Source organism: Desulfatitalea alkaliphila (assembly GCF_022968795.1).
Lineage (GTDB): Bacteria > Desulfobacterota > Desulfobacteria > Desulfobacterales > Desulfosarcinaceae > Desulfatitalea > Desulfatitalea alkaliphila.
On record NZ_JALJRB010000036.1, the window covers coordinates 1 to 15,607 of the forward strand.

The 15,607-nt window shown below is 63.9% G+C and carries 11 protein-coding genes; 3 read left to right on the forward strand and 8 right to left on the reverse strand.

The window, feature by feature from the left end; all coding sequences use genetic code 11:
- Positions 1–576: 576 nt before the first annotated feature.
- From MRX98_RS19990 to MRX98_RS20015, 6 genes are all read right to left on the reverse strand, one after another.
- Positions 577–5,901 carry a RecQ family ATP-dependent DNA helicase gene (locus MRX98_RS19990; RefSeq protein ID WP_246914347.1) on the reverse strand — a complete coding sequence of 1,775 codons (5,325 nt, stop codon included), beginning with the start codon at positions 5,899–5,901 and terminating at the stop codon, positions 577–579.
- Complete coding sequence (locus MRX98_RS19995; RefSeq protein WP_246914349.1) at positions 5,865–6,791, reverse strand: HD domain-containing protein; 927 nt, start codon at positions 6,789–6,791, stop codon at positions 5,865–5,867. Before MRX98_RS19995 ends, MRX98_RS19990 begins: the two co-directional genes overlap by 37 nt.
- Before the next feature lie 77 nt (positions 6,792–6,868).
- Positions 6,869–7,078 (reverse strand): YwbE family protein, encoded by a 210-nt coding sequence (locus MRX98_RS20000; RefSeq protein WP_246914351.1) that lies wholly within the window; start codon positions 7,076–7,078, stop codon positions 6,869–6,871.
- A 286-nt stretch (positions 7,079–7,364) separates the two neighbouring features.
- Positions 7,365–7,940, reverse strand: a complete 576-nt coding sequence (locus MRX98_RS20005; protein WP_343217779.1) for a peptide-methionine (S)-S-oxide reductase MsrA — start codon at positions 7,938–7,940, stop codon at positions 7,365–7,367.
- 9 nt (positions 7,941–7,949) lie between these two features.
- Positions 7,950–8,192 carry a hypothetical protein gene (locus MRX98_RS20010; protein WP_246914355.1) on the reverse strand — a complete coding sequence of 81 codons (243 nt, stop codon included), beginning with the start codon at positions 8,190–8,192 and terminating at the stop codon, positions 7,950–7,952.
- A gap of 92 nt (positions 8,193–8,284) precedes the next feature.
- Positions 8,285–8,908, reverse strand: a complete 624-nt coding sequence (locus tag MRX98_RS20015) for an MBL fold metallo-hydrolase (RefSeq protein WP_246914357.1) — start codon at positions 8,906–8,908, stop codon at positions 8,285–8,287.
- Positions 8,909–9,114: 206 nt separating this feature from the next.
- Here MRX98_RS20015 and MRX98_RS20020 point away from each other — a divergent pair, with 206 nt between their 5' ends.
- A complete protein-coding gene (locus MRX98_RS20020; RefSeq protein ID WP_246914364.1) occupies positions 9,115–9,855 on the forward strand; it encodes a metallophosphoesterase family protein in 741 nt (246 codons plus the stop codon).
- Positions 9,856–9,888: 33 nt separating this feature from the next.
- On the opposite strand, the gene MRX98_RS20025 is transcribed toward MRX98_RS20020, so the two are convergent.
- Positions 9,889–10,647 carry a hypothetical protein gene (locus MRX98_RS20025; RefSeq protein WP_246914366.1) on the reverse strand — a complete coding sequence of 253 codons (759 nt, stop codon included), beginning with the start codon at positions 10,645–10,647 and terminating at the stop codon, positions 9,889–9,891.
- 257 nt (positions 10,648–10,904) lie between these two features.
- On the opposite strand from MRX98_RS20025, the gene MRX98_RS20030 reads away from it, so the two are divergent.
- Positions 10,905–12,275 (forward strand): MFS transporter, encoded by a 1,371-nt coding sequence (locus MRX98_RS20030; RefSeq protein ID WP_246914368.1) that lies wholly within the window; start codon positions 10,905–10,907, stop codon positions 12,273–12,275.
- 19 nt (positions 12,276–12,294) lie between these two features.
- Positions 12,295–14,121 carry a DUF1295 domain-containing protein gene (locus tag MRX98_RS20035; protein WP_246914370.1) on the forward strand — a complete coding sequence of 609 codons (1,827 nt, stop codon included), beginning with the start codon at positions 12,295–12,297 and terminating at the stop codon, positions 14,119–14,121.
- Positions 14,122–14,305: 184 nt separating this feature from the next.
- On the opposite strand, the gene MRX98_RS20040 is transcribed toward MRX98_RS20035, so the two are convergent.
- Entirely contained in the window at positions 14,306–15,604 is a 1,299-nt protein-coding gene (locus MRX98_RS20040; RefSeq protein ID WP_246914372.1) for an SAM-dependent methyltransferase, read from the reverse strand.
- Between the last annotated feature and the right edge of the window lie 3 nt (positions 15,605–15,607).

A 15,607-nucleotide genomic window follows, 5' to 3' on the forward strand; every position in this document is an offset into this window, starting at 1 on the left:
TATTATTATGACGAAGCGGTAATTTCCTGTCTTGTATTCGTAGAAAAATTGCTGTGCCAGTGGCTATGAACTTCTAAGCATCAGGAATAAATATGGTTTTATTCTATTTTTCGTTGGCATGTGACTTTATTTCCGGATCAATCGCAAAGGGTTCAAAAATGGATCTTTGAATCGGGAAGTTTAATATTTCTACAGCATATTTTCTCTAATTTATCAACCCTTTTCATGAATTCCGTTTTGTTTTGACTCATAATGGGTGATTTGCGACGCTTGGATTATGAGCGATAATTTGCCGTAATTATCAATATTATACCGCAGCGGCATAATGCGGGATTCCATTATTCAGTGCGATTCGAATCGCTTTATAACCGACGGAAAAGATATAAGAAAAGTATTTTCAGGAAAACCGCTCATATTGTTTGTCGGCCCAGGTATTAGTTCAGGTTTCATTCAGTATCAACACGTGAACCCGATGGGACATGAACTGAAGGCGGTCCCTTTTTGTGCGAATCTGGTTAACGACTTGCACAATGGTCGGTAATACTAATCGGAACATGGTTTGGACCTTCGGTGTTGTTACGGCCATGGGGGTGATGATTTTAAATCCGGGGTCGTGGTGACCAGCTCTACCAGTGGCACTTCCCATGCCGAAGTTTTGCAGTTGTGCCGGTACTCCGGATGGCTGTCGTCGGCGCACCAGCGGACCATGCCGATGATGCGGGCTTCTTGGATTGCCGCTATGCGGTCGGCCCATATGGAATTGGCCTCTTTGGACAGGCGTGCCACGCATTGGGCGTCTGTTGTTTGCAATGCGATGCCGCCGGCGGAGACGGTCGGGCGCAGGGTGTCGCCGGCATTCAGTTGGGCGAGGTGGTGGTGCATTGGGTGATTCGCCGGGAAGCGGCCGGCGTGGCCCAGGTAGAGGTCGGCCAGGGTCAGCAGGGTGTATTGGTTGTGGAGGGGTGCGGGGAGACTATTCGGGTCCCGGGGCGCTTCGCGCTGCAGCATCCATTCGCCTTGCAGGTTGGTGATGAAGGGGTTGGGGTGCTCGTCGGTCTCCATGAGGCAGAGGGTTTCGCGGGCGCGGGTCATGCCGACGTAGAGCAGGCGGCGTTCTTCTTCTTGTTGGGGGCGGGTCGGGGGGTGGTGCCAGTCGCCGTCGAGGATGAAGACGTGGTTGAACTCCAGGCCTTTGGCGCCGTGGACGGTGCCGAGGAAGAGGCCGCGGCCGAGGGCTTTTTCGCGGCGCTGTTCGGCCAGGGCGTCGTAGAGCCAGTCGATGTAGTGGGTGACGGACAGTTCGCTGTCGGCGGTTTCTTCCTGATAGAGGGCGTGCAGGTCTTGCAGCAGGTCGATCCAGGGAGAGGACGGGGCGCCGGGGGGTGGTGACGGCAGGTGGGCGGCCAGGGCCGAGGCGCGGTGGAATTGGGCTTCGATGTGTTTCAAGGCGGTCAGGAAGGTGTGCACTTCGCGGATGCGGTGCAGGGGCAGACCGGTTGTCAGGGTGCGGCGCAGGGGGACCTGGTGTTGTTCAAGGTGGGCGCGCAGGGTGTCGAGGGTGGTTTTGGTGCGCGCCAGGACGGCGAAGTTCTGCCAGCGGGCGTCGGGGTCGATGGTGCGCAGGCGTTGGATCTCCTGCAGCACGGCGGCGGGTTGGTGCGTGGCGGTGGGCACGCGCAGGCGCTGGACGTGGCCTTGGGCGACGGGGTCGCGGGTGGTCCAGGGGCCGCCGGGGGGGTGGTTGCGGCGGCGGCGGTCGATGCGGATGGGGTGGTCGGCTTTCATGCGGTCGCGGTTGCGGGCGATGAGCTGGTTGGCGGCCTGGATGATGTGGGCGCTGGAGCGGTAGTTTTCCACCAGGTGAACCGTCTTGCAGTTGTACTCTTGCTGGAAGCGTTGGATGAAGGCCACGTTGGCGCCGCGGAAGGCGTAGATGTTCTGGTCGTCATCGCCCACGGCGAGGATGGCCAGGCGGCCGTTGCCTTCTTCCAGGGTGCGGCCGGCGATGGCGGAGACCAGTTCGTACTGGTCCTGGTCGATGTCCTGGTATTCGTCCACCAGGATGTGGCTGAAGCCTTGCAGCAGGTGGTCGCGCAGTTCGTCGGGGTCCAGGCCGGGGATTTCCTTGTCGCCTTTGAGAAGGGCCACGGCGTCGCGGATCGGGCGGTCGAAGTCGATTGGGGCCGCCGGGCGGCCTTCCATCAGTTCACGGGGGGAGATGCCGGCCAGGCGCATGGCGGCGCCGTGGTAGGTGGCCACCATGACGCCCCGGGCGTCGTTGCCCACCAGGGCGCCGAGCCGCTTGCGCAGGGTGGTGGCGGCGCTGTGGTTGAAGCACATGACCAGAATGCGGTTGGCCGGGATGCGTTCGACGCGCAGCAGGTAGGCGCAGCGATGGACCACGACGCGAGTTTTGCCGGCGCCGGGGCCGGCCAGGATCAGGCGGCTGGCCCCGGTGGGGGCGCCCACCACGGCGATCTGGTGGGGGTTGTCCAGTTGATCGACGATTTGGCGGTAGGCCTCGGCGCTGGTGGCCCGCTCGAGCAGTTTTTCGCGGTCGGAGAAGTACTTTTTGACGAAGTCGGAGCGGGGCAGGGCGAAGTAGTCCAGCACCAGGTTCAGGGCGCGGGCCACTTTGTCCATGGCCAGGGTGGCGTACTCCAGGATGACGTGCACCTGGAAGCGCCGTTCGCGGTAGTGCATGTCCAGGGGTTTGAAGTCGCCGGCGGTGTAGCCGCCCCGCTTGTCGGCGGGGTTGAGCCGGATGGTCATGGCTTGGCGGAAGACGCTGAGGCCCTGCTGCAGGGCGATGATTTTGTGTTCATGGAGGAACATCAGGGCGCGGTCGATGGCGGCCAGGGGTTTGTGGATCCTGGCATGCAGCAGCAGGTCGTGGCGGATGGCCTGCTCCAGCTCGTCGGCAGTGAAGTCGATCAGTACTTCGGCGGTGGTGGCCTGGCCCGTCTCGACGAGGGCCTTGCGGGCTTTTTCGGTGAGCACTTTGACGATCAGGGCGGCCACGTCCCGGCGCAGGGCGGCGGTTTCGCTCAGGGCGGACCAGCCGCGGCGCAGGGCCACGCGGTAGCGGCTGCGGCCGGTGTGCTGCAGGTCGAGGCTGCCGTGGGCGCCGGCCAGGCCTTGGCCGTCGCGGGCCAGTCCTTTGATCAGCAGGCGCAGCGTGATGAGGTCGCTCTGGTGGCCGTCGCCGTTGAGGCGCTGGTTGAGCCGGCTGATGTCCAGCTCCTGCCAGGCGCCGGGTTCGGCTTCGGGCGCCGCTTCCTGCATCACCTGGATCATGCGCCTTTCCAGGTCGGCTTTGGATGCCAGTAAGCGTGGCGCGCTTTTGCGGCCGGCGCAGTGCACAAAGGCGCTCAAGCGCAGGCCCTTGTCCAGCAGGCCGACGGCAGCCATCTGGTGCATGGCGTGGATCACCAGTTGGGCGGGGGTCAGGCCGGTGCTTTGTTCCAGGGCGTGCAGGCGCGCGGCGTCGTGGAAGAGCTGCTCGGCGATGTCGTCGGCGCTGAAGCCGTGGTCTGCGGGGGCGTTGAACAGTGCGGCCAGGATGCCGCGCCACAGGACCTGCATGTCCGGTGAGAGCTTGGCACGCGCGATGAGGGGGTCGGCATCGGCCAGGCGTTTGACCAGGGGCTTGCCCTGGAACACCTGGGTCAGGTTCTGGTTGCGCTCCAGGAAATCGGCCCGCTCCAGCCAGGAGACGGCGGTGCGCACCTTGGTGTCGGCGCCCCGGTCCTCCTTGTCGAACACTTGGGCCAGCTCTTCTTCGCGCAGCAGTTCGCCGGTGGTGATGACGATTTCGTTGTGGCGGCTGCGTTTGCCGCGCTTGAGGCAACGCAGGATGCGCTGGATCTCGTCGCGCTTGATTTCGGAGTAGGCCCCCAGGCGGAACTGGGTTTCGGCGTCGGCCGGGTCGTAGAGCAGGACGCAGTGGGCCGGCTGCCGATCCCGCCCGGCGCGGCCGGCTTCTTGCAGGTAGTTCTCCAGGGAGCCGGGGATTTCGTAGTGCAGCACCAGGCGGATGTCGCTTTTGTCGATGCCCATGCCGAAGGCGTTGGTGGCGCAGATCACGGCGCTTTCGCCGGCGCTGAAGGCATCGATGATGCGTCGCTTTTCGTGGGTGTCCAGGCCGCCGTGGAAAGCTTCGGCCGACATGCCTTTGTGCAGCAGGTAGTCGCGCACCTCTTCCGAGCATTTCTTCGTGGCGGTGTAGACGACGGCGCTGCCCGGCCCGTCGTCGCCCAGGTGCCTTTTGATCAGCGCAAAGGTTTGTTCGGGCTTTTCCGCGGCCGACACCGGCAGGACGTCGAAGGACAGGTTGTCGCGCTCCACGCCCCCTTCGAACAGGCGCAGTTCCTGGTGCAGTTCGGTGCGGAAGTAGGCGATGATTTCTTCGATCACGTCCGGCTTGGCCGTGGCGGTGAAGCAGGCGATGGGCGGCGTGGGCAGGTGCTGTGCTTCGCTCAGTTCGCGGATGAAGCGCCCGGCGTAGAGGTAGTCCGGCCGGAAGTCATGGCCCCATTTTGATAGGCAGTGGGCTTCGTCGAAGACCCAGCAGCCGATTTCGCGCTGGCTGAGCATTTGGCGCACCGACCGGCTGCGCAACTGCTCGGGGGAGATGTAGAGCAGGGCGATGTCGCCCAGGCGCACCCGCTCCATGGCTTCGCCGCGCTCGGGCGGGGTCAGCAGGCCGTAGATGGCCGCCGCGAAGGGGGTGCCGGTGGCGGCCGCCAGGTTGTCCACCTGGTCTTTCATCAGGGCCTGCAGGGGCGAGAAGACCACCGTGAGCAGACCCCGGCGCATGTGGCGCGCCAGGGCCGGCAATTGGTAGCACAACGACTTGCCGCCGCCGGTGGGCAGGATGGCCAGCAGGGGGCGGCCCTGCATGCCGGCGAGCACCACCTGGCGTTGCAGGCTCTGTCCGTCGGCGGCGGCGGGGGTGGGGCGAAAGCCTTCGAAGCCGAAGAAGCATTGCAGTTGGGTGTCGGGGTCGTGGGTGGCGCGGCACCAGGCGCAAGTCGGGTCGCCGCAGGGGGTGTCGCGCAGGGCCTGCAGCAAGGGGGCCACCGCCGGGAATTGGCGCCGCACCCAGGGGGGCAGCACGGAGTTGGTACCCGCCACCCGCAGCCAGGCCAGGGCGTAGGCGGCCGCCGGGTGCCACGGTTGCGGGCCGAGGGCGGCCAAGGCGTTGTCCAGGCCGTTGCGGCAGATGGCTTCGCCGCTTAGTTGTACGAACAGGTCCCGCACCGTGGCTGTCGCCGGCAGGGGGCGGGCGCCCAGGCGTTCCAACACCATGGCCAGGCCACGGCCGCTGAAACCGTTGAACCGGCTGTTGCGGAAGCAGTGGGCGCAAAAGGCGAGCAGCTCGGGCCAGGCGTCGCCCTGGCGGGCCAGGCTTTCCCATTGGTCGGCGAACACCGACAAGGCCAGGCGCACGTCTTCCAGCGGATCGCTGAGAGAGGCGCGCACCAGCTTGTAGTCTTTGACCAGGCGGTGGTAAGGGTTGCGCGGGAAGGCCAGCGGCGAGAGGAACAGGGTGTCGATCACCGGCCGGTCCAGCAGTGCCAGGTCGGGGGTTGCGGCGCGCAAAAAGGGCAGGTCGTGGTTGAACAGGTTGTGGCCCAGCACGAATCGCGCCCGGCGGCCGAAAGCGTCCAGGCGGGCCAGGGCCCGGTCGATTTCCTTGCGGCGGCCCGTCCACTGGAAGGTTTCAGGGCCGCAAACGGCGCCGATGTGCCGCAGGATGCCGCTGTGAGTGATCTCCAGGTCCAGGGCCACGGTTTCGGCCAGGAGGTCGGTCATGGCCGCCGGCGGTGGCGCCGCCGGCGGATCGGCCGGCACTGTCGTCTTCACCGGGGGGGCATCGGACGGGTGTTCAACCGGCACGCAGTCTCCTTTGGGGTGCAGGGATGTGGTGCGTTGTCATCGTCCTGTTCGCATTCGGCTGCGCCCTGCATTCCGTCAGGGGGATCAGCGCTGGTTGTGATCGCTTGGAACAGGCGACCAAGAGCCGGACTGTCCGGCAGCACTTGACGGAGTCGCTGCACGATGCCCCTCTCGACGGCCATCTGCCGCGCGGCACGGTTGTTGAAATCGTGGAACCAGGTGGCGATCATCACCAGAAAATCGGACAGGGTGTGCAAGGTGCCGATGGCCACGCTGCGGGTGCTCAAGGCTTGGGTCAACACATCGGGGGTCACCGCGCGGTCCAGCCGGATGTGCGGCAGCATGTCGGGCAGGTCGCTGAAGCCGTCGCGGGCGACCGAGCGGAGGACCAGATCCATGATGTCCAGTTTGTCGGCATCCCGGATGAGGCCGAGCAGATCGGCGGTGGGCCCATCGATTCCCGGCGGGATATCGGCCGTGCCACGATTGTGGTAGGCCACGGCGCAGGCGACCTGCGGCCAGAGTGCGGGGCCGAAGTGCTCCGGCAGCCCTTCGTTTTCCAGCAGCTTGCGGCCGGCGGCGCCGTGATCCAGGGTGTCGGCGTCGTTGAAGGAGCCGTGGTCGGCATACTGCGCGAACCGCCCCACGTCGTGCACCAGGCCGCACGCTTCGGCCAGCCGGATGCGCGGCGACGGCCACCCGGCGGCCTTGGCGACGGCCCGGGCGTCGGCGGCGACGCGCAGGCTGTGGCGGTATTTGAGTTCCAGGGCGGGCGGCAGGCTGCCGTCCGGGGCGCGGAAGCGGTCCACGTAGTGGTCGAACCATTCCCGCAGCAAGTGGGGCGCTTGTTCGACCGTTGGTTTCAGAGTGCGCGCTGGATCGTTGCTCATCGGCTTTATCGTCGTCGCGGCTCATTTGGGCTCGCGCGTACCTTTGCGCCATCGCGTTCCAGCAAAAGGCCGAGCTCTTATTCGAGGATTTCCCGCACCCGGCCCACCTGTCCGTCCTGCAGGCGCACCTTGATACCGCGGGTGTGGCGCGCCGCGCGGGTCAGGACATCCTTGACAATGCCCCGCGTCAGCCGGCCGGTGCGCTGGTCCGATTTCAGAACCACGGCGACGGTCGATCCGGTTCGGACATGGACGCGGTACTGTCCGTTCTTTGGTTGTTCGGTCATGGCGTGCGCTTTCGTTTCGCTACGATGGCCGGCAACCCTAATGGTCGCCTTGCCCTTCCATAGCCTGAAGGCGCCTGTTTTTCAAGAAAAGGGCCGAATGTAAATGACCCCGACACCCCCGAAACACCAACTATCCCCAATCTTTTCTCAGGCGGCGTGGGATAATGGCTGACTGATCAAAATCCGGTTCACTTGATTCCTGAACGCACTGGTCGGCAGCGGGGCCGGCGCAATGGATGCGGGGCTTGGGGCTTGCGACCACCGTGCGTAAACCCCAGGCGTCCGATCACTCGCCGCGATCCCCCACCCGCTTTTCCAGGATGGCGCGGCCTTTGGGGCTCAGGCCCAATTGATCGATTTCCTTGCGCAACTGGTCGCGCGTGCCATAGCCACCCAGATAGCCGTTGATCCGGCTCACGGCGGTGGAGGCGACGAAATCCGCGGCCTGCGGGTAGATGCGGGTCAGTTCCGCGGTCAGCACCTGGTTGCGCTTGAGCAGGTACTTCTGGTGATAATCCTCGGCCATGGTGAAACTGCGCAAGGGCAGGACTTCGGTGCGGATGTTGCGGCCGCCGCGCTTTTCCAGCGCTTCCTTGGAGGCCAGGGCCGCATCGCGCTGGGTCTCGTCATGGTAGAAGATCGCATTCAGGTACTGCCGCGAGATGGTATGGGCCGACGGTGCGTGGCTGCGCCAAAACACGGCCAGCAGGTCGTCGTAGCTGATGCGGGTGGGATCGTAGTCGATCTGAACAGTCTCCGTGTGATCGCCGATGTGGTGATAGGTCGGGTCGGCCTTTTGGCCGCCGGCATACCCCACCCGTGTGCGAATCACGCCTTCGATGGCCCCGAACCGGGACTCGATGCCCCAGAATCACCCCAGGCCGAAGGATGCGGTGGCCACCGCAACCGGCTGCAGGGTGTCGATGGGCGGTATGGGGGCGGGTGTGCTGTGATGGTCGGATGCCAATAAGGTGGACGCCTTCATGGGTCTCTCCATTTCCGTTTGCCTAACCTCGGACGCGGTGGTGCGTGCAAGCGTGATGGCCGCCAATGCGGCCAACGCCAACACAATGACCAGCACACCGCGCACGGGTATTTTCGTTAAGGGGTTCATGGGTCGCTCCTAATACTGCTTTCGCCCGCTTTTGATCTTATTCGGGTTTTGTGCCCAACCGCATTCTATAATCCCGTTCGATGCATCAACAGCTATCGGGGATCGCCGGCGGACGCCGCAAAGCCGTATTCGCGGGCATTGACATTGTGGCGCTTCTCCCAGCCGATGGTCGAGGATGGGGTGGGGCCGTAGTTGTGGCCGGGCCACACCACCGTCTCGTCGGGCAGCTGCATCAGGCGCCGGATGGAAGCGCCCAGGGTGGGGCGGTGGCCGCCGGTCAGGTCGGTGCGCCCGCTGTCGCCCACGAACAGCGTGTCGCCGGTGAAAAGATTGCCCCGGGCATACAGGCACATGCCGCCGGGTGTGTGTCCCGGGGTGTGGATGATATCCAAAACGATCTCGCCCACCCGCAGCGGGCTTTCATCCGCCAGAAAGCGGTCCGCCGCGGGGTAGCGGTCGGCATCGCCCTGGTGGATGATTACCGGCGCTCCGGTCAAGGCCTTTAAGGCTGCGTTGCCGGCGGTGTGATCTCCATGCCCGTGGGTGTTGACGATCAGTTCGATGCGCAACCCCGCCGCTTCGGCCGCCGCGGCGATCATCTCCGCTTCCGGGCCGGGATCGATCACCACCGCCTTGCCGGTCTGTTCGCAGCCCACAATATAGCTGAAGTTGTCCAGGTATCCCGTATCCAACTGCTTGATGATCATCGGCACCATCCCAATCGTTTCGGTCGTTATGCAAAACAATGCGTACGCCCTCCCGCCTTGTCAAAACCGAATGCGGGCGTCCCCCCGAAAACTCAAGTTTGCGATGGACCCTGGCGATAATTTCTTTGGCGGTGGTCTCTGCGAAACCCCGAACCGTTGTCGTGCCCAAGGCACGGCCGCCACTTAACGCCACAACCAAAGGAAAGGCTCGAACCATGCGCATTGCCGCCTTCGGCGATCTCCATCTGACCCATCGACCGGCATTGGACAAACACGGGGCCGATGAAGTGGCCCTGCTGCGCTTTGATGATCACCTCACGCGCAGCCATGATCGGATTTTGTTGCTGGGGGATATTTTCCAGACCGATTACGGGCCTTATCCAGGATCGCGTGCCGAGGTGTTCGGCGCCATCACAGAGCGCTATCCGCGGATTTTCCGGCGTTGGCGCGCCGCACCGTGCACCATGCTTTACGGCAACCACGACCGCATCACCCAGGGGCTGATGGGCGCGGTGCAGCAGGTGCGGATGGTGGTGGACGGCCTGCGGATGTGGTTCATTCACGGCCACCAGTTCGACCCTTTCATCGAAAGGCGCGGGCAGGTGCCCTACGTGGTCACCTGGATGATCGGCGGTTTGCGGCGCATGGGTTGGCATCGACTGGCCGACTATCTGGAAGGGCCGTTGTATCAGGCCGGACAGCGGCGCTTTCCCATACTGCACGGGGAGGCGCGGCAGGAGATGATCGATGGCGCGGTCGATCTGGTCGCCATGGGCCACTCCCACACCATCGCATGGCGTGCCCTGGGAAAGGGGCTCTATCTCAATGCCGGGGATTGCACTACCCAACGCATGCAGTATTTGTCCCTCGACACACAGACCCTTACGGCGCAGGTGCGCGTTTTCACCCCGCCCAACCGCCACGCGGTGCTGTTGCAGGGAATCCTGGCCGCTTGACGCGTCCTGCCGATTACCTTGCCGGAGGCGCATTCATTCGGTGCAGTGCAACGCTTCGCGAATACGGCCCACCACATCGGCCATGGAGTGCCCGGCACCGAGGCGCAAGCCTGCGCGCTGGTACCAGCGGGTGCCTTTGAGGGTCAGGGTGTAGGTGTGCAGGGTGGCGTCGGGATCGCCGGGGAAGGGTTCGAAACGGTGGGCGCCCAGGTTGAGGGCCAGATCGTTGGCGCAGGGTTGGCCGTCGGCGTCCAGACAGCCGGTGGTTTGCGACGGATCATCCACCAGGGTCCAGTAGATGTCCAGGCGTTCGCCGCACGGTTGCGGCAGATGTGCAATACGCAACAGATAGCCGGTGCTGAAGCCGAAGACCCGGATGCGGGTCCAGAAATCCACCGCCTCGGCGCCTGGATGGGGGGCGTCCAAGGCAAACGCCCGCAGCACCTTGCTTTCAACGGTGTGCGGCATCAGCGTCGTGTATTGGTCATAGCGCCGCACCACTTCGAAACAGGCTCGCGGGGGCGCCTGGATGCGCCCCATGCTCTGGGCGACTACCGTATCGGCATCTTGCCGGGTGATCCGGGTGATAATTTCGCCGGTGGCGAGCCGCTCCCAATCCGGCGCATCGATGACCTGCAAGAAGGCCTCCTCCAGCGCAATGGGCATCCGGTTGGAACGGCCGTCCGCATTGCGCGGGTCGGCTCCGTCCGCCGCTGCACCGTTGCCGGCCGGACCGACGATCGCACCGAACAAGATCGCCCAAAAGAGAGTCCTTCGGAACAGGGGGGACAACAAGGGGTTCTCCTTTTCTCTTTTTTTGCCTACAGTGCGATACCACCTGATGGTCGCCGGTGGCTTCGCTCCAAAGATGTATCGGCCGTCCGGCCGGCAACATGAGCGGGGTTTGCACGGCGGCCCACCGTTGACATGATCCCATGCGGGCCTTGTCCTACCATGACCCTACCAACCATCCCTCCCTTGCCATGGCCCATCGCCGATCTATTCTATACCTTGGTTTAAAGCGCGGCAACAACCAGGGAGGTGGTGGAATGGCGGGCACCGGATTGTCGACAAATATCAAGCTGGCCTATGCCTCGCCCGCATTTGCCCTGGCGGTGGTGGGCATTCCGGTCTATGTCTATATGCCCAAGCTGTACACCGATGTGGTGGGCGTGGACATCGCCGTGTTGGGCGCCCTGCTGTTCGGGGTGCGTCTTTTCGATGCCGTGACCGACCCCTTGATCGGGCTTTGGTCCGACGCCACCCGCAGCCGGTGGGGCCGGCGACGTCCCTTCATCGCCGCCGGCATGGCCTTGGTGGCCCTGTCCCTCTTCTTTCTCTTCACGCCGCCGGACACCAGGCCGACGGCGGCGGCGGTGTGGTTCGGCGTCTGGATCTATGTGCTCTTTTTCTTCTGGACCATGGCGACGGTGCCCTTCGAGGCCTTGGGCCCGGAGATCACCTTCGACTACCACGCCCGCACGACCCTTTTCGGCTGGCGGGACGGCGCCCTGATCGCGGGCACCCTGGTGGCGGCTGCCTCGCCCGCCCTGATCCAGGCGCTGTTCGGACTGGGTGCCGATGCCCGGGGCGAGCGGGAGAAGTTTTACTGGATGGCGATCTTGTACGCGCCGTTGTTGCTGGCCAGCGGCGCTTGGTGCGTCGCCAGTGTGAGCGAGCGGTCGGGGGTCTCGGTTGCAGCGTGTACGGGGTTGTTGCGCGGTATCCGCGCCCTGGGGCGCAATCGCCCCTTTTGGGTGCTGCTGGCCTCCTATACCATCAGCGCCGTGGGCAACAACTTGCCGGCCACTTTGATTCTGTTCTATGTGCAATATGTGCTTGAATCGGTCCGGGCCGATCTGTTTTTGATGCTCTATTTTGTTACCGGAATCCTGTTGTTGCCGGCCTGGATCGCTCTGGCGCGCCGGGTGGGCAAAAAATGGGCCTGGCTGGGCGCCATGGGGGTGAACAGCGGTGCCTTTACCGGTGTCTATTTTTTGGGGCCGGGCGACACTCTGCTCTACGGTCTGCTGGTGGTTGCGTCGGGCATCGGGTTCGGGGCCACCCTGGCCTTGCCGTCCGCTATACAGGCCGATGTGATCGATTATGACGAGTTGCAGACCGGTCGGCGGCGTGAGGGGTTGTACATCGGGCTGTGGTCCATCTCCCGAAAACTGGCCGCCGCCGTGGGGGTGGGGGCCGGTTTGGCCCTTCTGGGGGCGTCGGGGTACACGCCCAATAGGGCCCAGAGTCCCGAGGTGGTCCACATGCTGCGCGTTTTGTATGCCCTGGTGCCGGCGATCTGCAACTTGCTCGGCCTGGTCATCGCCATGACCTATCCCATTGACGAGACCCTGCACCGCAAGATCCGCGCCCAAATCGATGCCCGCCACGCCGTTCCCTCGTCGCGTCGGGCCTGAAACGGAAAGGAGGACTGCCATGGCGTCTTATGCAATGGTTCTGCTGACCAACCTGGCGGCCGTCGCCGCCCTGATGACGGTGGGGTGGGGCATCAGCACGGCCCGCCGCAACGTGACCGTGGTGGACACCCTCTGGGGGCTGGGGTTCGTCATGCTGGCCTGGCTTAGCTTGATGGGGGCCGAAGGTTATGCCGGCCGCGCCTGGCCCATGGTCTTGATGACCACGGTCTGGGGTTTGCGCTTGAGCCATTACCTGCACCAGCGCAACCGGGGCAAGGGCGAAGATCCCCGCTACGCCGCCTGGCGGACCGCGACCGGCCCCGGTTTCTGGTGGATCAGCCTGTTCAAGGTGTTTCTGCTGCAGGCGGCCGTGCTGTGGGTCATCGCCCTGCCGCTGCAGGTGGCCGTCATGGCCCCGGAACCGGCGCGATGGACCGCGTGGGATGTGCTGGGGTTGGTGGTGTGGCTGGTCGGGATGACCTTCGAGGCCGTTGCGGATCGGCAGTTGGCGCGCTTCAAGGCCGATCCGGCCAACCGCGGACGGATCATGGATCGCGGCCTGTGGGCCTACAGCCGACACCCCAACTACTTCGGCGAAATATTGATCTGGTGGGGTCTCTTTTTCATGGCCGTTTCGGTACCCGGCGGCTGGCTCACCGTAATCGGGCCCCTGCTGATCACCTATGTGCTGGTGCGCCTGACAGGCGTGGCCCTCACCGAGAAAACCATGCTGGCCACCCGGCCCGCATATGCCGATTACCAGCGGCGCACCAGCGCCCTGGTGCCGTGGTTTTCCACTTCGCCCCTGCAGTTGCTGTTGGGCCGTCTGGCCGCCATGGCCGACCGGGGGGTGCTGCCCGACCGGGTCATCCGATGGGGCATCCGATTGCTGGATGCCGTGCGTCTATTCCAGGAGGGGCGTGGCGGCGCAGCGGCGCGCATGGCTCGCAAACAGGCTTTCATCCGCCACATGCACGCGGCGCCCATCGCCATCGTGCCGGAGCGGGCCAACGATCAGCACTACGCGCTGCCGCCGGCTTTCTTCGAGCAGGTGCTGGGCCGCCATCGCAAATACAGCGGCTGTTGGTGGCCGTCCGGGGTCGACACCCTGGACTCCGCCGAGGCGGCCATGCTGCAGCTGACCTGTGAGCGGGCCGAACTGGCCGACGGTATGAAGGTGCTGGAGCTGGGCTGCGGCTGGGGTGCCCTCTCCCTCTGGATGGCCCGCCACTACCCGCGGACGGCCATCACGGCGGTTTCCAATTCCAGTGCACAGGCGGAATTCATAAAGGCGGCATGCCGGCGGGAAGGGCTCGACAACCTGACGGTGCTCACCGCCGACATGAACGATTTCGACACCGATCAACTTTTCGACCGGGTGGTCTCGGTGGAGATGTTCGAGCACATGCGCAACTGGCAGCGATTGTTGTCGCGCATCGCCGGCTGGCTGACCCCGGGGGGCAAGCTGTTCATTCACATCTTCACGCACCGGGAATTGGTTTACCCCTTCGAAACCGGCGGGGAAGACAACTGGATGGGGCGCTACTTCTTCTCCGGAGGCATGATGCCCTCCGACGATTTGCTGCTCTACTTCCAGGACCATTTCCGGGTGCAAACCCACCACGTGGTCAACGGCCGCCACTACCGCGACACAGCCAACGCCTGGCTGACCAACCTGGACCGCCATCGTGCGGTGGTGCGCCGGATTATTGAACCGGTCTATGGAACCGACACCGAACTGTGGCTGCAACGTTGGCGCATCTTCTTCATGGCTTGTGCCGAATTGTGGGGCTACCGGCGGGGCAATGAGTGGTTGGTTTCCCATTACCTGTTGCAGAAACGTTGATACAACGACCGAAACAAATAGAAGATCTAATAGGCTGCTTGCTTCCGGTAGTGCAAAGACGAACAGAGGGGCCTCCCCCTCTGTTCGTCATCAAGGTGTTCATCAGCCAGGACTGCTTCTTACCGCCTACGATCCACAATCGAATGCCATTTTGCCCACGGTAGGGAGTTATTGACAGGCGGGTTTATTGCTGCACGGCGTCGATCTCAATCGCCGGTAAAATCGGCGCCTCTCGAGCCAAGGGTTTCGCGAGTACCATCTGGACATTGCCCAGGTAGCGTTCGGCGAATCCCGCTTCGCAGTAGGCGAGGTAGAATTCCCACATGCGGATGAAGCTTTCGGGGTAGCCGAGGCGGCGCACGTCCTCCAGACGGTCCATGAAGTTGCGGCGCCAGGCGGCCAGGGTGCGGGCATAGTGGGGGCCGATCTCTTCCAGGTGGAAGAGACGCATGTCGCTGCGCCGGGTCACCGCCTGGAGCATGGCGGTAGTGGAGGGGATGGTAGAGCCGGGGAAGATGTAGCGCTTGATGAAGTCCACGGAGTGCACATGCTGGTCGTAGACCTGATCGGTGATGGTGATGGCCTGCAGGGCCATCGTACCTGCAGGCTTGAGCAGCCCACTGCAGGCGGCGAAGAAATCGCCGAGGTACTGGTGGCCCACCGCTTCGATCATTTCGATGGAGACCAGTTTGTCGTAGCGGCCATTGAGATCGCGGTAGTCCTTTTGCAGCACTTGCACCCGGTCCGACAATCCGGCGGCGGCGATCCGCTGCTTGGCATAACGGTACTGCGCATCGGAGATGGTGGTGGTGGTCACCCGGCAGCCGAAGTGGGTGGCGGCGTATTCGGCAAAGCCGCCCCAGCCGCCGCCGATTTCGATCACGTGATCTTTGTCCGTGAGACCCAGTTTGCGGGCGATGCGATCGTACTTGTTCAAGGAGGCGGCTTGCAAGGTGCTTTGCGCGTCGGGGAAGATGCCGGCGGAGTAGGTCATGGTCTCGTCCAGAAACAACCGGTAAAAGTCGTTGCCCAGGTCGTAGTGCGCGGCGATGTTACGGCGGCTGCCCCGTCGGGTGTTGCGCCGCAGCAGGTGGAACAGGCGGTGCAGGGGCGCGGTCAGTCTGCCTGTTCCCCGGTCCAGTCCCTGGAAGGCGTCGGGATTGCGCAGGATGATCCTGAAAAGCGCGGTGAGGTCGTTGCTGGTCCAATGCCCGTCCATGTAACTTTCGGCGGCGCCGATGCTGCCGCCGAAGGCGGTGGCGGTCCAGAAACGGGGGTCGTGAACCTCCAGGATGGCGGTTAAGGGCAGCGGCCCCTCGCTGCTGCCGAAATCAAGCGTTTCACCATTTGCAATGACCGCCAAGCGTCCATTACGGATGCCGGCCATCCGGCCCATCACCAGGTTGCGGGCCAAGGGCGCCAGGTGTCCTGAAGAGAAACGGGCTGCGGCCGTCGTGCGGTCGGGCATGATCGATGTGGTCATGTT

Excerpts from the sequence above, each read along its gene's own strand:
- MRX98_RS20030 (WP_246914368.1), top strand. The coding sequence starts at position 10,905 with ATGGCGGGCACCGGATTGTCGACAAATATCAAGCTGGCCTATGCCTCG.
- MRX98_RS20010 (WP_246914355.1), bottom strand. The coding sequence starts at position 8,192 with ATGAACCCCTTAACGAAAATACCCGTGCGCGGTGTGCTGGTCATTGTG.
- MRX98_RS19995 (WP_246914349.1), bottom strand. The coding sequence starts at position 6,791 with ATGAGCAACGATCCAGCGCGCACTCTGAAACCAACGGTCGAACAAGCG.
- MRX98_RS20000 (WP_246914351.1), bottom strand. The coding sequence starts at position 7,078 with ATGACCGAACAACCAAAGAACGGACAGTACCGCGTCCATGTCCGAACC.
- MRX98_RS20035 (WP_246914370.1), top strand. The coding sequence starts at position 12,295 with ATGGCGTCTTATGCAATGGTTCTGCTGACCAACCTGGCGGCCGTCGCC.
- MRX98_RS20020 (WP_246914364.1), top strand. The coding sequence starts at position 9,115 with ATGCGCATTGCCGCCTTCGGCGATCTCCATCTGACCCATCGACCGGCA.
- MRX98_RS20040 (WP_246914372.1), bottom strand. The coding sequence starts at position 15,604 with ATGACCACATCGATCATGCCCGACCGCACGACGGCCGCAGCCCGTTTC.
- MRX98_RS20015 (WP_246914357.1), bottom strand. The coding sequence starts at position 8,908 with ATGGTGCCGATGATCATCAAGCAGTTGGATACGGGATACCTGGACAAC.